At 29.4% G+C, this 20,921-nt stretch carries 22 protein-coding genes; 8 read left to right on the forward strand and 14 right to left on the reverse strand.

All coding sequences use genetic code 11. The annotated features are described in order from the left end of the window. The coding region (locus ACR0QS_RS00005) for a hypothetical protein (RefSeq protein WP_432631386.1) at positions 1–895 on the reverse strand (895 nt) is incomplete at its 3' end. Positions 896–1,170: 275 nt separating this feature from the next. On the opposite strand from ACR0QS_RS00005, the gene ACR0QS_RS00010 reads away from it, so the two are divergent. The 4 genes from ACR0QS_RS00010 (at position 1,171) to ACR0QS_RS00025 (ending at position 6,999) form a co-directional block, all read left to right on the forward strand. Further along, positions 1,171–2,535, forward strand: a complete 1,365-nt coding sequence (locus tag ACR0QS_RS00010) for an alpha-amylase family glycosyl hydrolase (RefSeq protein WP_432631387.1) — start codon at positions 1,171–1,173, stop codon at positions 2,533–2,535. A 49-nt stretch (positions 2,536–2,584) separates the two neighbouring features. Then, on the forward strand, positions 2,585–4,999 hold the full coding sequence (locus ACR0QS_RS00015; protein WP_432631388.1) for an ATP-binding protein: 2,415 nt from the start codon (positions 2,585–2,587) through the stop codon (positions 4,997–4,999). 84 nt (positions 5,000–5,083) lie between these two features. After that, positions 5,084–5,890 (forward strand): hypothetical protein, encoded by an 807-nt coding sequence (locus ACR0QS_RS00020; RefSeq protein ID WP_432631389.1) that lies wholly within the window; start codon positions 5,084–5,086, stop codon positions 5,888–5,890. A gap of 41 nt (positions 5,891–5,931) precedes the next feature. Continuing rightward, positions 5,932–6,999, forward strand: coding sequence for a DUF3810 domain-containing protein (locus ACR0QS_RS00025; RefSeq protein ID WP_432631390.1), 1,068 nt, complete (start codon positions 5,932–5,934; stop codon positions 6,997–6,999). Positions 7,000–7,025: 26 nt separating this feature from the next. On the opposite strand, the gene ACR0QS_RS00030 is transcribed toward ACR0QS_RS00025, so the two are convergent. After that, complete coding sequence (locus ACR0QS_RS00030) at positions 7,026–7,784, reverse strand: MBL fold metallo-hydrolase (protein ID WP_432631391.1); 759 nt, start codon at positions 7,782–7,784, stop codon at positions 7,026–7,028. Between the two features lie 241 nt (positions 7,785–8,025). Between ACR0QS_RS00030 and ACR0QS_RS00035 the strand changes: the two genes are divergently transcribed. Continuing rightward, positions 8,026–9,309, forward strand: a complete 1,284-nt coding sequence (locus ACR0QS_RS00035; RefSeq protein ID WP_432631392.1) for a galactokinase — start codon at positions 8,026–8,028, stop codon at positions 9,307–9,309. Positions 9,310–9,317: 8 nt separating this feature from the next. On the opposite strand, the gene ACR0QS_RS00040 is transcribed toward ACR0QS_RS00035, so the two are convergent. From ACR0QS_RS00040 to ACR0QS_RS00095, 12 genes are all read right to left on the reverse strand, one after another. Next, entirely contained in the window at positions 9,318–11,051 is a 1,734-nt protein-coding gene (locus ACR0QS_RS00040) for a DUF342 domain-containing protein (RefSeq protein WP_432631393.1), read from the reverse strand. A 38-nt stretch (positions 11,052–11,089) separates the two neighbouring features. Then, positions 11,090–11,890, reverse strand: a complete 801-nt coding sequence (locus ACR0QS_RS00045) for a class I SAM-dependent methyltransferase (RefSeq protein ID WP_432631394.1) — start codon at positions 11,888–11,890, stop codon at positions 11,090–11,092. Positions 11,891–11,969: 79 nt separating this feature from the next. Continuing rightward, on the reverse strand, positions 11,970–12,605 hold the full coding sequence (locus tag ACR0QS_RS00050; RefSeq protein ID WP_432631395.1) for a PASTA domain-containing protein: 636 nt from the start codon (positions 12,603–12,605) through the stop codon (positions 11,970–11,972). Between the two features lie 19 nt (positions 12,606–12,624). Next, complete coding sequence (gene fmt / locus ACR0QS_RS00055) at positions 12,625–13,560, reverse strand: methionyl-tRNA formyltransferase (RefSeq protein WP_432631396.1); 936 nt, start codon at positions 13,558–13,560, stop codon at positions 12,625–12,627. Between the two features lie 72 nt (positions 13,561–13,632). Then, positions 13,633–14,037: a hypothetical protein gene (locus tag ACR0QS_RS00060; protein ID WP_432631397.1), complete on the reverse strand. Its 405-nt coding sequence runs from the start codon at positions 14,035–14,037 to the stop codon at positions 13,633–13,635. Between the two features lie 47 nt (positions 14,038–14,084). Next, positions 14,085–14,486, reverse strand: a complete 402-nt coding sequence (locus ACR0QS_RS00065) for a hypothetical protein (protein WP_432631398.1) — start codon at positions 14,484–14,486, stop codon at positions 14,085–14,087. Positions 14,487–14,511: 25 nt separating this feature from the next. After that, positions 14,512–14,880 (reverse strand): hypothetical protein, encoded by a 369-nt coding sequence (locus ACR0QS_RS00070; protein ID WP_432631399.1) that lies wholly within the window; start codon positions 14,878–14,880, stop codon positions 14,512–14,514. A gap of 25 nt (positions 14,881–14,905) precedes the next feature. After that, complete coding sequence (locus tag ACR0QS_RS00075; RefSeq protein WP_432631400.1) at positions 14,906–15,214, reverse strand: hypothetical protein; 309 nt, start codon at positions 15,212–15,214, stop codon at positions 14,906–14,908. Between the two features lie 17 nt (positions 15,215–15,231). Next, positions 15,232–15,564 carry a hypothetical protein gene (locus tag ACR0QS_RS00080; RefSeq protein ID WP_432631401.1) on the reverse strand — a complete coding sequence of 111 codons (333 nt, stop codon included), beginning with the start codon at positions 15,562–15,564 and terminating at the stop codon, positions 15,232–15,234. Between the two features lie 73 nt (positions 15,565–15,637). Further along, positions 15,638–16,015, reverse strand: coding sequence for a hypothetical protein (locus tag ACR0QS_RS00085; RefSeq protein ID WP_432631402.1), 378 nt, complete (start codon positions 16,013–16,015; stop codon positions 15,638–15,640). 270 nt (positions 16,016–16,285) lie between these two features. After that, on the reverse strand, positions 16,286–17,626 hold the full coding sequence (creD, locus tag ACR0QS_RS00090; RefSeq protein WP_432631403.1) for a cell envelope integrity protein CreD: 1,341 nt from the start codon (positions 17,624–17,626) through the stop codon (positions 16,286–16,288). 137 nt (positions 17,627–17,763) lie between these two features. Then, complete coding sequence (locus ACR0QS_RS00095) at positions 17,764–18,243, reverse strand: GNAT family N-acetyltransferase (protein ID WP_432631404.1); 480 nt, start codon at positions 18,241–18,243, stop codon at positions 17,764–17,766. Between the two features lie 141 nt (positions 18,244–18,384). Here ACR0QS_RS00095 and greA point away from each other — a divergent pair, with 141 nt between their 5' ends. The 3 genes from greA (at position 18,385) to ACR0QS_RS00110 (ending at position 20,913) form a co-directional block, all read left to right on the forward strand. Continuing rightward, positions 18,385–18,849 (forward strand): transcription elongation factor GreA, encoded by a 465-nt coding sequence (greA, locus tag ACR0QS_RS00100; RefSeq protein ID WP_432631405.1) that lies wholly within the window; start codon positions 18,385–18,387, stop codon positions 18,847–18,849. 397 nt (positions 18,850–19,246) lie between these two features. Continuing rightward, a complete protein-coding gene (locus ACR0QS_RS00105) occupies positions 19,247–20,047 on the forward strand; it encodes a DNA-methyltransferase (RefSeq protein WP_432631406.1) in 801 nt (266 codons plus the stop codon). Continuing rightward, positions 20,008–20,913 (forward strand): DNA adenine methylase, encoded by a 906-nt coding sequence (locus tag ACR0QS_RS00110; protein ID WP_432631407.1) that lies wholly within the window; start codon positions 20,008–20,010, stop codon positions 20,911–20,913. The genes ACR0QS_RS00105 and ACR0QS_RS00110 overlap by 40 nt, the downstream gene beginning before the upstream one ends. Positions 20,914–20,921: the final 8 nt, after the last annotated feature.

Genomic DNA, 20,921 nt, shown 5'->3' on the forward strand with positions numbered 1-20,921 from the left:
ATTTTTTCACTTTAGATTTGAATGAAGTAAATTCTCTGTATATATTTATAAAATAAGGATTAAAATCCAAATCTTTGCAATCGGAAAGTTTTTTGATAAATAATTTTGTCCAAGTAAGAAGATGTAAAGAATGAAATTTAATTTTTCTATTTTCTCCGTTTAATATATAATTGCAAAACGGCTCTTTATTTTCAAAAAATATTTTCTTCAATTCGTATTTTCCTTTCTTTAACATTTCAAATTCTGGAGCGCCGTAAACTATCGCCGAATCAAAAATAGAATCGTTTACTATTTCGCTTAAATCTCCAATCGGTTCTTTTATGCTCGAAAAAAATTCTCTCGAAATATCCATATCGGAAATACTTCCTGCCACTCCGTTAGTCGCTCTGTCGGTTTTATAATACATATCTTTTAATTTATTAAGTTCGTTTTCGTTAGTATATTTGAATAATAAATATTTTGAAAATTCATTTAAAATTTCAATATCTTTAATATGCATAGTTAAAGCCAAATTATGAGCGAGCGAAATTTTATAATTTGAAAAAGGTTTTAAAGCGTTATCCAAATCGGAAAATATTAATATGTCGCTGTCGATATGCAGGCATTCGTTTATATTATATTCTTTCATAAAATCTCTTAATAAAATCCATCGCAGCATACAAAACATTTCGTAATTAGGATTGCTTTTTCCGAGATGAACATATTTTTCTTTAAAAGTTTTTGCATCCGAACTTGAAATTTTAGATATGTCGACAAAAGTTGAATATTTGGAATATTTTTTATATTCTCTGTCGGATATTAAAAATATTTTAGAATCTGGATTTGTTCTTTTGATTTGCCTTAAAACATAAAGCAAATATTTTGCAAAGCCCGTATGAATTATAACCACATTCATGATACGAGCCTTGAATATATTTTTAACGAGATGTTAAATAATTTTATTTTTATAAAAGTTATGCAATGAAAAAAGTCAGCTAAATATAATTCTAGCGTTGACGGTTGACGGTTGACGGTTGACGGTTGACGGTCGACGGTTGACGGTGATGAACTTCATACCGTCATTATACAATAAATTTATTTTTTGTCAAGCCTTAAATAATTATTTTAAATATTATAAATCGATTATTAAGTATTGTTTTTTATTTCTTTATAACATATAATAAATTCATAATGAGTATTTTAAGTTATAATTTATTTGTCCCGTTATTGGGAAACATTAAAAATTGGTATTCGCATATCGACAGAATAAAAAAAATCGGATTCGAGTGGGTTTATATTAATCCGATAACTTTTCCGGGATTTAGCGGAAGTTTATACGCGACAAAAGATTATTACAAATATAATCCCGCATTTTTTTCAAGCCCCGAAAAAATCGAAGCGGAAAAAGAGATAAAAGATTTCACTCAATATTGCAAAAAAAATAATATAAAATTAATGATAGATTTGGTTATCAATCATTCTTCAAAAGATTGCAATTTGGTAGAAGAACATTTCGACTGGTATAAATTAAAAGACGGAAAACTTGTTTCGCCCGGCGCTTGGGATAACGGCAAATGGATTGAATGGGGAGATTTGGCTTCTTTCAATAACGAAAAAATAATTTTAAACGAAAATAACGAAAAGACGGAAAATCCTATTTGGAATTTTTGGAAAGAACTTATTAAACATAATTTGGAATTAGGATTTTCAGGTTTCAGATGCGATGCGGCTTATAAAGTCCCTAAAGAATTATGGCAGTATTTAATAAGCGAAGCTAAAAAAGAAAATAAAGAAATTATATTTTTTGCGGAAAGTCTGGGATGTTCTTTGGACGACACTAAAGATTTAATAGAAGCGGGATTCGATTATGTGGCAAGCAGCGCCAAATGGTGGGATTACGAAAGCGAATGGTTTATAGAACAATACGATGCGGCAAGAGAAAATTGCAAACAAATAGCTTTTCCGAGCAATCATGATACGGAAAGACTTATAACGGAATATAAAGGAAACATTTGGAAATTAAAACAAACTTTTTTATTCACGGCGATAGTATGCGATATGTGGATGATAACGCTCGGAGACGAATACGGATTTTATAAAAGATGCAATGTAGTCGGCGGAAACGAAAAAGACTTTGAAAAAATAAATTTCGATTTAAGCGAATTCATAAAAGATATGGGCGATTATATTAAAAAAAATCCAATACTTTCAAACTGCGGAAAAATAGTTTCTTTGGATGTTTTGGAAAATATTGAAAAAAAGAAAAAAGAAGAAGAATTAAAAAATAAGAATAACGATAACAATAATAATAATGAAAATAAACCCGAAGAAAATAAAGAAGAAATTGAAGAGATAAAAAATCCGCTCAAAAAATTTTATAAATATAGTTTGGACGAAAAAGACATGGTTTTTATAGTCGTTAATACTTCCGATACGAAAGAAGAATTTGACGCTAAAAAATTTGATATAAAAGAAGATATTTCATTCGATAATATAATAGAGATAAAAGAAACGATTGAAATAGCGCCTTATCAGTTAAAGATTTTTAGAGTTTGATATATTTTATAAATTTAAAAATCAATATAAAAAATAAATGAGGAATTTTATGGAAAATGCAAAATCTATAGAAAATTTTTTTACCGATTTGTCGAAAGGATTGCTCTTTGCCGAAAACACCAACGAAATAGATATTATAGTCGATTTGTTTTTAGAAAAAATATGCCAGTATTATAATTTCGACTGCGGAGAAGTTTATTTTCCGAAAGGCGAATATTTGATATTGCGAGGCGTTTACGGAATAGACAGATATTATGTATGCAAAGTCGATTTTCCAATGAATATAGATAAAGTGCAGGAAATTTTATACAACGGAAAAGAATATATAGCGCAAAATGTCAATATTTCGGATATAGAAGTATTTTCAAATTATCAAACTTTATTCGCCCTGCCGATTAATACGAGTCAAAATCCCATAGGAATAATAGTTTTCAGAAATAAAGAAGATAAAACGGAATTCTACAAAAGCATAAGAGACGAACTTAAAAATTTTATCGGACATTTCGCCGTATATGTAAACAATGTATTGCAGCATGTAACTTATAAAGAAAAAGACAAACAATTAAAACTGCTTAGAGATTTATATTTGAAATTAAGCGATATTGATAAATTTGAAGATAATTTAAAAGATTTGGCTTCGGATATTGCAAACATATTCAGCGCGAGCAAAACTTTTATAAGATTAAGATACGAAGGCTATAATTTTGAAACGATTTCTTCCTACGGTTTTGACAATAATTTTGATTATTCGATTTTTGAGAAAAAAGAATACGAGCATAAATATCTGGACGCGGAAGTCGGATATGTAAACAATGTTGAAAAACATGAGGACGGAGAACATTTTAAGAATATTATAAATCGTTCGGTTTTATTTAATAGAATTTCCGTAAGAAACGACTGCATCGGATATATTATGGTAATTGATAAAATAAAAGACGCGGTAAATCCTTTGGGAGATTTCGATAAAGAAGATTTGAATCTATTTAAACCGCTTCTGGTTAATATATCGAGTAGAATGTCGGAATATTATAATACGATAGAATTGAATAAAATAAACGAAGAATTGTTCAAAGCTAACGAAATAAATACAAAAAACATGAATCGTTTAAGCGCTTTATACGATATAAGCAATATTTTACTCGAGCGTTCGAAACCAGAAGATATTTTATTTATTCTTCTTACGATAGCGACTATTGGAGATGTTTTCGCTTTCAATAGAGCTTTCGCTTTTTTATACGATAAAGAATTTAATGTTTTCAGAGGAAGAATGTGCATTGCTCCGAAAGACGCGAGCGACGCGGGAAATATCTGGAATAAAATGAAAGATATGAATAAATACGGTTTGCGAGAAAAACTGATGCTCTCTTTTGAAAAAAAAGATTTGGAAGAATCATGGGATTTGAATCAGAAATTTATGAATACCGTTATTCCGAACAACGAACAATGCCAGTTATTTTCTTATGTATTCAATAATAGAGAAAGCATAAATGTAAAATCGGTAAACGACAGATGGGCGGAACAATTAAGAAATTATACCGATATATTTGGAAAAAATCCTTTCGCGATAATTCCGATAATGGACGCAAATAACTGTATGGGAATGGTTGTAGTCGATAACGCGTATAACGATGTTTCGATAACCGATTATGATTTGGAATATTTGAAAATGTTCGGGCGTCAGGCGGCGGTAGCTTTTGAATATTCTTCTATGTATAACGAAATAGAAAAGAGTCATAACGATTTGAAAGCGGCTCAAAAGAACTTATTTGACATCAAAAGTCTGGCAATGATAGGAGAGATGAGTTCTTCAATGGCGCATAATTTGAGAAATTTCGTAGTTCCAATATCGGGCTTTGCAAACAGACTCGTAAAAGTGAGTTCGGATGAAAAAACGAGCGAATACGCGAAAATTATAGTCGAAGAAATCGGTAAACTGGAAAGTTATATTCAAAAAAACTTATCGTTTGCAAAAAGCATTAATTTAGTTCCCGAAACTATTAAAGTTGACGATATAATAAAATATATAAACATACTTGCAAAAGAATATATAAAGAAAAGCGGTAAAAAAATAAAATTTTACGCGGTTAATTCCACTAAAGAAAACAGCGTTCGATGGGATTATAACAGAGTAAACGATGTGATAATAAATTTAATTATAAACGCGATTGACGCGATAGAAGACGAAAACTACGCGATAATAAGCGCCGTATTTTCGGATAATTCCTATAAAGAATCTATGATTGATATAATAGTGGAAAATACCAACTCTTATATTGAAGAAGACATAATAGGAAAATTATTCACTCCGTTTTTCACTACGAAAAGTCATGGAGTTGGAATAGGACTCGCCGTTTCAAAAAGAATAGTGGAAGCTCATGGCGGAAGCATAACTGTTAAAAGTATAAATAAAAATTTCCAAGCCACCGCGTTTATCATAACTATGCCCGTAGAATTAAACGGTTAAATTATAAAATTAATAATAAAATTAAATAATTAAAATCTCATTTTCAGGTAAATTTTTCCGATAAATTTAATAGGGGAATAATAAATGGCTAAAATTAGCGAAGCGGCAAAAGCCGAATGCACAAGAATGCAAAATAAATATAAAGACTTGCTTAATTCGGTAGAAGTCAATATGGATAAATTGGAAAAAGGACTAGCGTCTATAGAAGATAATTTTGAAGTCGCTAAAAATAAAATAGATTTGGCGGTTATGTATATAAGAGCGTCTTCGTTTATCGCCACGATTTGCTATATCTCGATTGAACATTTAGATATTAGAGTAGAAAATCAATTAAACGATGGAAGAAGATATATCAATAAAGCGATATCGTTATTGGAAGAGGCTTTAGGAGATTACGGAGACGATTCTTTATCTTTAAATGACGAAGTGCATGAATATTTGAAAGACAAATTCACGGACGAATGGAGATACAAATTTATATGTTCTTTCGGCTATGTTATAGATTATTTTAAATTCTGCTACGGCGAAAATTCAAAATGGCTTCAGAATTTTATCGAAATTGAAGGAAGACTTGCTTTGCTTTCAAAAAATATAATCGATTTCAAAAATTATATAAAAGAATTAAGCCCCGAAGTCGAAGGTTATATTTATAGAGTAAAATTAATGAATCTTACAAAATCTTTAATATCCGCATCCGCCGAACAATATAGAACGAAATACGAATTGCAGGACAGACGCCCAGACGACATGAAAATGGCTCTTAATCTCACTGGAACTTTAAGAAGAATATATATTTATTTGAACGAAGTCGAAGAAGCGGAAGAACAAAAAAAGATTTACGACCTTTGGAAAAAGAAATTAGACACCGACTTAAAAGCAATGAAAAAATAAATTCGCTTTGACAAAAACTTTCAATTAAGTATAATAAAATAATGAAAAATAAATTAATATTTCTTGCATGCATAATTTTTATAGCGATTATTTTAAGATTATCCGCTCTGTCAAAAAGTTTAATCGAAAATGTTTATTCGAGATTTTTCTATAAAGGCTTGGCGGGAAATTTAAATAAATTTTTTGGCAAATTCAGTTTTTCTTTCGGCGAGATTCTTCTTATAATATTTATAATTCTTGTAATATTATTTATAATTTTTACCGTGAAAAATTTAATAACGGAAAAAGATAAATTAAAAATTCTATTTAATTTTTTATACGCGATAGTTTGCGCCGCCGTTATTTTGTATATAATATTTATGTCGGTTTGGGGATTAAATTATTATAGAATTCCGCTTATAAATAATTATTCGGATTATATGGAAAAGCAAATTGACAACGAAGATATTTATGCGGTTGCCGAGTATTTGGTAAAAGATATTAATAATTTGAAAAGTCAAATGAAATATCAAAACATAAACACGAATTTTCAGGCTTTGAATAGAATGGTTGAAGCGGATTATAAAAATATATTTGAAGAATTTGAATTTTTGAATATGAATTATATAAGAACGAAGCCGATAAAATTCTCAAAACTTTTTTTATATTTGCAAATACTCGGAATTTATAATCCTTTCACTTTTGAATCGAATGTTAATATTTTGATTCCTTATATTTCTTTTCCTTTCACAATCGCCCATGAAATGTCGCATCAAATAGGAATTTCCTACGAGGATGAAGCGAATTTTTTAGCTTATTTGGTATGTTCAAAAAGCGAAGATTTATTTATAAGATATTCTGGAACTTTTGAAACTTTATTGTATTTACTCGGGCAGTTAAACCGTGACGAAAATTACGGATATTTGATAAATAATTTGAACGAAGAAACAAAAGAAGAAATCAGAGAACATAATAAATTTTGGCAGCAGTATTCGGGCGAATTGTCGAAAGTAAGCAAAAAAGTTAATGACGCGTATTTGAAAGCGAACAGTCAAAAAGAAGGCGTTAGAAGTTATTCGAGAGTCGTTCGGCTTTTAGTTTATTATTACAGAAGTAAAAATTTATTATAAATATTATAGAATTAATTTTAAAAATTTTAAATTTCTATCGTAAGTCCGTCATAAGCTGGATACATATTTTTAGGCAATTCTTTTTCCAAATTTTTATGCAAAACATCATGAGTCATATGCGTGAAGTAAGTTTTTTTAGCCCCCACTTTGTCTGCAATATTTACCGATTCCTGCAAAGATAAATGCGTATGGTGAGGACGATATCTCAATCCGTTTAAAACTAAAATCTCCGTTCCTCCTATCAATTTGAAACTTTCTTCGCTTATAAAACTTGCGTCCGTTATATAAGTGAAATTATTGAATCTGTATCCTAATATATTCAATACTCCATGTTTTATCGGAATTGGAACTACTTTTATGCCGTCAAATTGCATCGGCTTATTAATATGATAAAATACGACTTGAGGAAGCCCGCCACCCATTTGAACGGGATTAAAAAAATAATCGTATTTATCTCTTAAAATATCCATAGTTTCTTTATTTCCGTAGCAATCTATAGAACGATTCATCGCGAAATTTAAAGAGCGTAAATCGACTATTCCAGAAGTATGGTCGGCATGCTGATGAGTAAAAAATACCGCTTCGAGTCTGTTAACTTTTTCTTTAAGCATTTGCGCCCTAAAATCCAAAGAAGTATCGACTACATAATTTTTATCGTTGTCTCGTATAAGAATGGAGGCTCTTAATCTTTTATCTCTTTTATCTTTACTTAAACAAACGGGACATTTGCATCCTATCATTGGCACGCCATCCGAAGTTCCCGTTCCCAAAAAAGTTATTCTCATTATTTTCCTTAATTAATTAAAAAATTAAAAATTTGTTTATTAGATTATACTAATTTTATTTTTTATGGCAATATTAAAAAAATAGCGTCCTCCGTTCGCAACACACGAAGAACGCCGAATTATATCGTAATGACATAAATAATCCGTCATTGCGAATGCACTGACTAAAATACGCCTTTGACAAAATTCAATAATTATATATCATTTATACGATTTACGATTAAAAAATTAGAGGCAAGCAATGTATAAAATATCGGAGTTAAAAGAATTATTAAAAAATAAAAAATTGGACGATAGATTTGACAAAATATACGGCGGAGATAAAAATTCAATCGAAGAAGCTTATTTAAGATTGTCTTCGGTTTTGGAGCATTTTCAAAAAATAGAAAAATCGGATAATGTCCGAATATTCAGCGCTTCGGGAAGAACGGAATTATCTGGAAATCATACGGACCATAATAACGGTTGCGTTTTGACGGCTTCTATTAATTTGGATAAACTGGCTTTGGTTTCAAAAAGAGAAGATAATAAAATAATCGTTTATACGGACGGAGCAAATAATCCCGATTCTATAGATATTAATAATTTGGATATTGATAAAAAAGAATTTGGAAAATCAACCGCTTTAATAAGAGGAGTTTGCGCGGGCTTAAAAAATTCTGGTTATAAAATCGGAGGATTCACCGCGTCTTTAAATAATAAAGTTTTAATGGGAAGCGGACTTAGCAGTTCGGCGAGTTTTGAATCTTTAATCGGAGAGATTTTAAACGCTTTATATAATGACGATAAAATTGAAAAAACGGAAATAGCATTAATAGGAGAATTTGCGGAAAATATATATTTCGGAAAACCTTGCGGATTAATGGACCAAATGGGATGTTCGGTTGGAGGAATAATTTCAATAGATTTCAAAAATCCAAAAAGTCCTCAAATAGAAAAAGTGGAATACGACTTTGAAAAATCGGGCTACGCTTTAATGATAGTAGACGCTAAAGGCGACCATAGTTCGCTTACGGGAGAATATGCGGCGATAAGAGAGGAAATGAATTCTATTGCAAAATATTTTTCAAAAGAAGTTTGCCGAGACATAACAAAAGAAGAATTAATTTCAAACGCTTCAAAAATACGAGAAAAAATCGGAGACAGAGCAATAATGCGAGCTTTCCATTTTATTGCCGAAAACGAAAGAGTAATAAATCAAATTAACGCTTTAAGAAATAACGATATAAAAGAATATTTAAATCTTATGAACGAATCTGGACTTTCAAGTTTTATGTATTTGCAAAATTGTTTTTCAATTACTACTTTAAAAAATATGGGAGTCGCTTTGGCTTTAATGATTACAAAAGATTTTCTTCACGGAGACGGGGCATGCAGAGTTCATGGCGGAGGATTTGCGGGAACTATTCAAGCGCTTATTCCTTTAAATAGAGTCGAAGAATATACAAAACTTATGGATTCAATATTTGGAGATAAAAGCGCGATAAAAATAAAAATTCGACAATCGCCAGTTTGCGAAGTATAAATTTTAAATTATTTGTCCGCGACTACATCGATTTTCGCATATTCTTCGGGAGGCAGAGTCTTCGGAGCTTTTTCAGAAATATCTCTCAATTCTTTCGAGTAAAAATATTCCGTTCCCGAGATTTTATTCGTAATATATTTTCTTATGTTCGATATATAAACCGTAACGCCGGGAAAAAATCCTTCCATTGAAGAAATACTACTGTTTGAAAGTTTTTCAAATTCTTCGCTCATTTGTTTTCTTTTTTCTTCAAGTTCCGTTGTTTCTTTTACGAGATTAGAGACTTTTTTCAAAATGGCTTTTATCGTATCTCTTTTATTTTCTGGTATTCTTTGTATAAACGCTTTCGGGTCTTTAAAATATTCCGAACCGAGCAGAGTTTTATATTTGTTTATTTCCTCTCTATTCGCTTTTACCGTAGTTTGTATATTCTTAAATAAAGCGTATGCTTCGGCGTCTCTTCCTACAATAATAGTCGTTTTTGATTCGCTTATCGCTCCTATGCTCCTTGCCCAGACTCCGTTCAAAGCCTTTACATTTCCGCCGATTATTACTCCCTTTCCTTCCAATACTATTACTCTATTATTGCATGATATATCGGAGTTTACTATTTGATTCGCTATTACATCGCCGTTGCAAATTAAATTAGCGTTTCTTATAAAAGACGCGTAAACTTTTCCGTTTATATGCATATCGCTGTCGGGACCGCCGATTATTCCGCCCGATACGATTAAATTTCCTCCGCAGTTTATTTTAGCGTCTTCAATATTTCCGTTTACTTTAATGTCGCCTTCCGTTTTAATGCTGAATCCCGGCGTAACATTTTCTTTGATTATAACCGAACCGTCAACTTCAATATTTCCCGTAGACAAATCGACTTTTTCAATTTCAATTACATTACTAACGGATATTGTATTATTGTTATTTACCAAAATTCCTTTTATTGCGCTTTTTATATTTATTCCGTCAGCTTCAACTTTAAGATTATTTCCTATTTTGTAGCAAGGTTCTTCGTCATAATGCGCTTCCAAAACTTCATCGTATATGTCGAGTCCGTCAACCGCTGGTTTTTCTGGAATGAAATGAGCTATTTGAATTCCCGCGTCTATATTATGTATAAAACTTCTTTCTTTAAAATCGATGCTTCCGTCTTCCGATTTTTTCCCTGTTTCTATCGACATATCGTAATCGAGTATAACTTTTTGCACATTTCCATCGACTGGTTTTTTTCCTTCAACGAATACACAGCAAACTCCTTCGTTAAATTTCAAATTCTCTTCGACAAGTCCTGCAACTTTATCGTAGTCAACCATTAATCTAATAGGAATTTCCGAAATAAGATTTTGAATATCTTCCGAAGATAATTGTCTTTTTAATTCTTTTTGAGGAGGCAAAACCATAACTCCGCGCCATTTATCCTCTACATTTATCACGGGAATAACTGAAACGGAATTCATACCGTCATAAACTACATAGCCGAAAACCGCGCTTCTATATATGCCCGTCATTTTATCGAATTTAACATTTTTTCCCGCTTTGATTCCCGCTCTTTTGCTGATTGATTTTAAAATCTGCTCGCCCGTTACCGCGTAATTTTTCAAAAGCTCAGTATATAAAAGTTGATTATTAGGTTCGGAATCAACTATTTTATTATATATTTCCCGAACATTGATTGTATTGTCAAAAGAATATTCGTAATTGTTTGGGTCCATTGAAAGCATGCCGCTATTTTCCGTTGCCATAATAATCTCCTTAAAATTTTATTTATTTCATTATATATTTATTTCTTACATAAAAAAAGCATCACATCGCCTTTATTAAATATTTTAACATATTTATCAAAAAATAACTTTATTAATTTATTAGAATTTTTTTCTATTGGAATACTTCCCCAAGAAAAATCTTTAATAATATTAAATCCAATACTTTTCATATATTGCGATAAAGTTTTTTTTGAAAAAAGCCATAAATGTTGAGGCATAACCGCTCGCCATTTAGCTCCGTATTTTTTCGCAAATATTCCGTCCGCATTCGGAGTCGTAATCGCCAAATAGCCTCCTTTAGCGAGTATTCTATAAACTTCTTTTAAAGTTTCGGCTGGATTCGGAACATGCTCTATAACATGCGAAAAATGTATAAACGAAAAAAAATCGCTTTCAAAACCAATTTCTATAAGGCTTTTCTCATAAACTTTCAAATTATAATTTTCTCTCGCGTATTTCGCGGAAGAGGAACAAATTTCAACGCCATAAGTATCGTAGCCTTCGCTTTTCAAATAATTAAGAGTCATTCCCGTAGCGCATCCTATATCCAAAACATTTTTATTTGGAAATTCTTTTTTTATATTTTCAAAATCTATATCTTTCAAGGCAAGTCTTATCAGTTTAAAAAAATTCTCCTGATTTGCAACCTCGTATTCAAAATAATTGTCGTCATATATAGCATCAATTTCTTTTTGACTTATAATTGGATATTGATATATTAATCCGCAGTTTAAACATTTATTATAACTAACCAAATCGGATTTTATATAAAGTTCCGAATCGATTCCGTTACAAAATTCGCATTTATTATTTGTCATCGCTATATAATACTCCAATATTCATAATCGGAAAAATTTTCATAATTCTTATTATATGTTTCGTTTCGATTTTTCATTTTTATTCCTTTTTATTAACCGTTAAAGTTATTTCCGTATTGCTTTTTATAATCTCGTTCGCTTTAGGATTTTGAGATAAAACAATATCGTTTTCGTTCGTTTCGTCTTGCAATTCTATTATATCGTTAATAATAATATTTGGAAATTTGCTTATCACTTCGTTTGAAATTATATTAAGAGCGTCTTCGTATTTCATTCCCGTAATGTCGGGCATATTTAAAGTTATTTGTTCGGGAGAGTTTATTACCAAATATACCGTTCTTCCTTCTTTAATTCTTACTCCGCCTTTAGGTTCTTGATTTACCACAGTTCCCAAAGGAAAATTACTGAAATAATGAGTTTGCACTTTTAGATTGATATTTTCTTTTTCCAAAATATCAAACGCTTCGTAAATTTCTTTATTCAAAACATCGGGAAGTATAAAAGATTTTCCGCCTGCTTTTACCACTATAAACACGACTATTGAAACGACAAAACATTGCAAAACGAATAATAATAAAGCGAAAAGAAGAAGCCTCTTAAAAACCAAAGCCGAGTTCGGATTAACCATTATATCTTTCGGCAGAATTATTTTTAAGAATTTCAATAATTTAATCTTCGCTTTCTTAAACCAGTATTTTATTTTTGAATCTTTCATAATTTATAATTAAACTCCTCTATTTAAAATATTCGCTTGTATTTAATTTATTTCCGCATAAAAATTCTTTAACGGTTTGCCTTTTTTTGCCTTCTCTTTGCAATTCTTTTATGATATAAATTCCGTTTAATGCGGATACAAAAATTCCATCGTTATTTACTTCGAGTATTTTTCCAAAATTTGAATTATTGTCGGATTTTAAATATTCGCTTTTAAAAACTTTTATCATAAAATTATCGTAAAAACAAAACGCCGTTGGATATCGGACAAACGCTTTAGTCATATTATGCAAAATTAAAGCGTCTTTAGTGAAATCCAATTTTCCGTCTTCTTTTTTTATCTTCGAGCAATAAGTCGCTTTTTTATCGTCCTGCTTTTTTAAGTTTGAAATATATTTATCTACATTACTAAAAAATTCTTTAAGCAAATTGACTCCGCTTTTTTTAATCTCTTCGTATAATTCGTAAAACTGCCAATTTTTTTGTATTTCAAATTCTTCCTGCAATATAATATCTCCTTCGTCCAATTTATAATCCATTTTTTGCAATGTAGTTCCCGTCTTTTCAAAACCGTTTAATAAAGCATGCTCAACGGGACTCGCTCCTCTCAAAATAGGCAAAAGCGAACCATGAATATTCATTGGCATTATTTTTGGAATCGATAAAGTTTTTTTCGATAAAATTTTTCCATAAGCGACAACGATTAAAAAATCAGGTTTCAAATCGGATAAAGTTTTATTAAAATCTTCGCTATTAATATTTTCGGGCTTCAAAAGTTTAATATTATTTTCCAAAGCAATTTTGCTTACTTCGGAGATTATTATATTTCCCTTTCTGTCTTTTTTAGAATCTATCGGCGCTATCACGGAAGATATATTGACATTATCTAATTTCATTAATTGCAAAATACAATCAGCCGTAAAATCGGTAGAACCCGCAACGATAACATTATACATAAATCTATTATATATGTCTATCGCTAAAAGTCAAATTTATAAATTAGATAAGAACGAATATAAAAGTCAATCCTAATATACTTTTACAATTTTTGCCTCGCTCAAATTATATTGATAATCTATATTTAAATAAGGTTTACCTTCTTCCTCTTCTTCAGAAAGATTAATACTAATATCTGGAATTGCTATTATTGAAACATGTTCTTCTCCTTCTATATTAACCGTTTTTCCAAGATTATTTATTAAATCTTGATAGTTATTATCCTTTGGTATAACCTCGTAATATCTTACGCCATCTGGAAATACTTCGTCTTTTATAGAAGTTTTAAGAAAAATATATGTATCAAGTATATAAAATCCTCTAAATGGCAAATCGTTTTTATGCATCAAAACACCGTCATAAGAAACTTTATTTTTATTTTTGCAACCAAATATTGATACAAAGATTATGAATAGTAATAAATATTTTTTTAGCATTTTAATATCTCCGTTATTTATATAACATTTACAAGTATAAAATTAATCTAATATACTTTTACAATTTTTGCCTCTTCCAAACGATATTCGTCAAAACCTTGATAATATGGAGGTTCTTCAGGATTTGGAGTTGACGGATGCTGAGATATATCTCCTTGCGCAATTTGATATGTTTCTTCTCCTCTTGCCGTAACTTTTCTCCCAAGATTATTTTTAAAATTCTGATAATGTTTATTTTTGGGGCAAATAACATAATATCTAACTCCGTCTGGAAATTTACTATCACTTATTGAAGTTTTTAGAAGAATATCCCGCTCTAAACCATAGTCTACCCCATAACCTTTAAATGGCAAATCGTTTTTATGCATCAAAATGCCGTCATAAGAAACTTTACTTTTACAACCAAAAATTATTAAGCAAATTATGATTATACAAATTTTTAATCTCATTTTTTATACTCCTTAAAATCTATTCTTAAGGTTCTATAATATCAGGCTCCGTAGGTTCTATAACATCAGGCTCTATAATCTCCATTGATTTAACTATTATATATAAATCATATCTTTTATTCCCGTTGCCTAGGTCAAACCATTGATTCCATTCTTCTCCTATAATTTTTGCTGTTTCATGATAGGGAAGCGTATCCACATCCGTTCCGCTTTTAAAGATTAATCTATAAATGTCATATTGCCTATCTTCTTTATCCACATATACTTCTAAATGAGGTATTCCTCCATTACCTGGCGTTAATTCTCCTATCCTTGTTATATAAACAGGTTCTTCTTTACTTTTACAACCAAAAACAAATATGCAAATTATGATTAAATAAATTTTTAATCTCATTTTTATACTCCATAAAAAATTAAAATTAATAAATAGGAATTGATTCAATTTCAATAACATATATTTTCTTCACATTACCAACTGTTATTAACTTTCCATGAACTATTATAGCATCATTAACTTCATGACTTAAAGAACCTTTAGGCACAATAAGTTCGTAAATTTCAGTGATTGTTTCTATTGATACACTTGAAATTTCTACCTTCAAATAATAAATACCGTTTTCTTCCGTTACAATACCTTTTTTCTCTATATCTATATAAATTGGTTTTTCACTACTATTACATCCAAATATTAATAAACAAATTATAATTAAATAAAATTTTGGTTTCATTTCTATACTCCTTAAAGTTATTCTTCAGGCTGTATAATCTCCATTGATTTAACAATTATCCCTAATTGTAAAAATTTATCTTTACCACTTAACTCTATCCAATGATTCCATTCTTCTCCTATAATTTTTACCGTTTCATAATGAGGAAGCGTATCCGTATCTGTTCCGCTTTTAAACCATAATAAGTAAATTGTATATTTATCTTCTACGCTATCATATACTTCCAAATAAGGTATTCCACCGCCGCCTGGTGTTAATTCTCCTATTCTTGTTATATAAACAGGCTCTTCTTTACTTTTACAACCAAAAATGAATATACAAATTATAATTAGATAAAATTTTAATTTCATTTTTAAACTTCTTAAATTATATATTAACTCTCTATATATTATAATAAATTTTATAAATATGCCAATAACTTTTTTATTCTCCTAACGATATAATGCTAATATCAAATAAGTAATCATCGTCATATCCTCTCTTATGTCCGAAATATGAATTTGAATAAGTAGCTCTTATGGTTATATTCCTTCCGATATAATCCGCTATAGGAATATCATTTAATTTATCAATATCAGATTGAAGCATAATACTATATTCTTTGGTATCAACTTTAAAGCGTCTATACGAATGTTCGATTATATCATACATTGAAGGCATATAATCATTAGGAAATAGAGTTCCCGTATAATTAGAATAAACAGGTTCGTTTGGTTCTTCATTACTTTTGCAAGAAATTACTTGAAAATAAAAAATACTTAAAATAACCATAAAAATCATAATAGATAATTTAACTTTCATAATTTATACTCCTTTTATGAAAATATTAAAACTTAAATTTATAACTAAACGAGGACTAATCCTCAATAGGTTATACAAAGTTAAAATGGAATTAACTATATGTGTAATGTATTTTTGCAATAGAAAAAGGACAGAATTATAGTCTGTCTGTCTGTCTGTCTGTTACGAATTTAACGCTTAATTTATCATTCATAATTAAACTCAATTAATTAGTCTATTTATAAGATAATAAAAATTTTGAAAAAGTCAAGAAATTTTTTTATTATATTTTTAATTGTCATTCTCTCCATACCAATCGACATTTCTTGAAAAATACATTCCCGCCGCTATCACTATAAATAATCCTAATGTTCCCATAAGCAAAGCGTAATCGGTAAGCTGCAATATTCCAAATAAAAATATATAAATCAAAATTTCTACTATCGCCATTGAGAGAATATATTTTTTCGATTTTATTATACATCCTATATAAGCGGAAGTTAATAAAATTACCATAATCGCGCTGATTAAATAACTGATATTAAAATTTATATGTTCCGATATTGCAAGAAGCAGCAAATAAAATATGGCGTTCGATATTCCAATCAAAATATACTGAACGGGATGAATTCGTTTTTTGGAAATTACCTCGCATAAAAATAAAACAAAGAAAGGAATGAATATAAAAAGTATTGAATATTTGACGCTTCTTAATATTTTCTGATAATTATCGTTGAGAAGCAAAAACGATATTATTACATCATTTTGATTTTCATTATTTCCGTATTCGTATTCGTTAAATTCTTCGCTTGTCCAATATTTATTATAGGAAGTGTTAAAACTCGCTATATTCCATTCCGCGTTAAATCCGTTTTTAGAAATATCTCTTTTTGTCGGAAGAAATCCGCCCGTAAAACTCGGGTCGTTCCATTTTGAAGTTATATTAAAATAATTATCCGCCGCCATAGTATTTATGATTAAAGAATTTCCGCCTTGAATATCAATATTCGTTTCAAATTCAAATCCGTTAAATATTTTTTCTTTCGATATATTGAATAAAAATATATTTCTAAACATATTTAAATTTATTTTTATAGTTTTCTCGTAATATGCAAGTTCTTCGTTTCCGTTTACTATAATTTTTGGCAGTTTTAATAAATTCTTTTTGTTTCCGATTCCGAATATCATAATCGCTTCGTCAAATAATATAGTAGAATCGTTTTCGTCCAAATTATACAAATTGGAATTATATTTATCGAACTTTCCTCTTATATTCAAAGTGGAATTCAAAATCGGAACTTTAAATATTCCTCTTTTAAGCAAATTTATTTCCACATCGCCCGAAATATTATAACTGTTCGGCATATAAAAAATATATTCTCGTTTATATGTAGTTTCTTTTTCGGAAATGATTTTTTTCATGTAAGGAATAGCTATAATCAATCCTTCTATATTTGCCGCTCCTCCTATAGGCTCGATTATTGAAAATACCGCTTCGGCTTGATAATTTTTTCTATCTCGAACTACAGAATTGATAAAAGTCATAGGTATAAGAAGCAAAAGCCCCAATATTAGAATCGTAAATATTTTAAATCCGAAAGTTTTTGAAACATTATAAATATTTTTTATCATAATTAAAATTCCATTTTTAGAGAATATAATTTATTTATTATCGTTTTTATTATAGTCAATTAAATATTTTTAACAAGCTATATTATTGAATGTTTACTTTATGCATTTTTATTTTAACAATATAAATAACATAAAAATTATAACTGCTTGGTAAAAATTATTCCATCGCAGTAGCTTCCGTCTTTTAATCTGTATCCGTTTTCAATTCTGCCCGCTTCAGTCATATTCAAAGAACGGTATAATTTCAAAGCGCTTTCGTTTATTGAAACAACGCCGTTATATTGCAAAATTTTAAAACCGTATTCTTTACATCTCTTAAAAGAATCGAGAACCAATTTTCGTCCGATTCCTTTTCCTCTCGCATCGGCTCTCACGCCGTAAGAAGTATTGCAAATATGCGAGCGTCTGCCATAGCCGTTTGGATGCAAAACATAAAAACCTAATATTTTATCTCCTTCGCATGCGCATATAACCGCTAATTCTTTTGCAAAAAATTTTCCCGCGTTTTCAAGTTTCAAAGGTTCTTCTTCTGGAAAAGCCATAGCCGATTCTACTATCTCGTTCCAAATTTCCGTGATTTGTTCTATATCTTTATCTTCGTATGGGCGAATTATCATAATTATTTTCCTCTTTATTAAAATTAATTATATAAAATATAGTTTATTTGTCAAAACTTAAATATTTTTTCGATTGATTTTTAATTTGAAAAACGATAAAATGATTTATATATTTAATTTAAAACGATAAGGACAACTATAATGGCAAAACCTATAACTAAAGAAGGATACGATAATGTAAAGTCAAAAATTGCCGAGCTTAAAGCGGAATTTGAAACTTTACCCGAAATAATAGCGGAAGCGAGAGAAAAAGGCGACTTAAAAGAAAACGCCGAATATCATGCGGCAAGAGAAAGGCAGGGACTTCTTCAAGCGCAAATATCAAAATTGGAAAGCGATTTGGCGGGCTGCGAAATAATCGACCCTTCCAAATTGGATAAAGAAACTGTGACTTTTGGAAAGCGAGTAAAAGTGAAAGACAAAAATACTGGAGCGGTTTCGGAATATAAAATAGTCGGCGAACTCGAAGCGGATATTTCAAAAAATCAAATAACTATAATAACTCCAATCGCAAAAGGATTACTGACAAAAAAAGTCGGCGATACGGTTACAATAAAAGTTCCCGCTGGAGATAAAGTTTTGGAAATACTTGAAATTGGTTTATAAGAATAAAGGAATTTTGAAAGAATAATATTATGGTAATTTTGTAATAATAGATTTAAATAAATATATTTTTTATAGCGGTTTTGGGAAAGAGGTTTTTTATTATTAAAAATATTAAATAAGTTTCAAATAATAATATTTAATAGTTATTTATTAAACAATTTAGAAAAAATATATATTGTCGATATTATAATAAATCCAATTATTAAGAAACTATTAAGGCTATATAATGAAAGATATAAATAAATCTTCTTTGCATTTTAATGACGATACAATACAAAAAGGAATTGAAAATAATTTAATTTCTTAATAAAAATTCATTTGTATTTTTTGCAATTCTAATATAACATATTACTATACAATTTTACAGAAATTATATAAAACTGTTACGGATAATAAAATGATAACTCAAACGAGATATATTTCTAATTTTATTGAAATACAAAAAATAAATAATGGAGCTATAAAACCTGAAACAAAAGATTTTATAGAATTTGAAAATATTAAATTAAAACTCTGCGATTATAAAGAATTGTTGGAAGAAATGAAAGAGCAGAAAATAAAAGTCGATTGCATTCTAACCGACCCGCCTTACTGCATCTCTCGTAAAAATAATTTTAAGACTATGGGGAGAGCTGGAATTGATTTTGGAAAATGGGATTATAATTTTAATCAAACCGAATGGATAAAAAATTGCGTTCCTTTTTTAAATGACGGCGGTTCTATAATTATTTTTAACGATTGGAAAAATCTTTCTTATATTGTGGAGGCTTTGGAAGATAACGGCTGCATAGTTAAAGATTTGCTTCGCTGGGAAAAACTTAATCCTATGCCAAGAAATGTAAATTCTCGTTATGTAATCGATTTTGAATGCGCTATTTGGGCAGTTAAAGGCAAAAAGCGCTGGGTATTTAATAAACCTAAAAATGTATCTTATATGAAAGCGGTATTTAAAAGCGGAGTAGTCCCTGGCGGTAAAAAAAGACTTCATCCTACGCAAAAACATTTGAATGTTATTGAAGAAATATTAAATATCCATACAAATGAAAACGATTTAATTTTTGACCCGTTTAGCGGAAGCGGGACAACCGCGCTTGCCTGTCTCAATAATTCTCGCAAATTTATCGGTTCTGAAATAGATGAAAGATATTTTAAAAATGCATGCAAAAGATTAAATTTAAATATAAAAGAAAAACAATGATAATGTCGCCTTTAAATTATTCTGGTAATAAATCTAAAATACTAAAAACTCTTATTAGTTTATTTCCTAAAAATATTAAAATTTTTGTGGATGTTTTTTGCGGAAGCGGTATAGTCGGTTTGAATGCGAAATTTAAAAATCTAATTTTAAATGATAAAGAAAAACATATTATTGATTTATTGCAATATTTTCAAAATAATTCTTTAGACAATATTTTAAATCAAATAAATAAAATTATCGTAGAATATAAACTTACGGATTCAAAAAATAAGCCTAAAGGTTTTTACAAAATATATAAAAACGAAGGTTTGTCAAGATACAATAAAGATGGATTTTTAGAACTACGAAAATCATATAATCAAAATCCGAGCGAAATTAAACTTTTTGTGCTTATAATATTTGGATTTAATTATTTTTTACGATTTAATTCTAAAGGTTTATTTAATGTTCCCGTAGGCAAAACCGATTTTTCAAATTTTCAATATAAAAAAAGCGTAGAATTTATTCAAGCTTTACAAAATAAAAATATTAAACTACTAAATTTAGATTTTAGAGAGAAAGAATTATATAAAAACGGAGATTTTTTTTATTTTGACCCGCCATATTTTATTACGGATGCGCCTTATAACGCATCATGGAACGAACAGGACGAAAAAGATTTATACAATATTTTAGATTCGATTAATTCAAAAAATAAAAAATTCGCTCTCTCTAATGTTTTAGAATCGAACGGAAAAAGCAATAATTTTTTAAAAGATTGGAGCAAAAAATATTCGATAATTCATATTGATAGACAATATACAAATGCAAATTACAGACGAAAAAATTTAGGAAAAACGCAGGAAGTTTTAATTATAAATTATTAAGGAGATAT

This window comes from Brachyspira sp., from assembly GCF_050873525.1.
Taxonomy (GTDB): domain Bacteria; phylum Spirochaetota; class Brachyspiria; order Brachyspirales; family Brachyspiraceae; genus Brachyspira.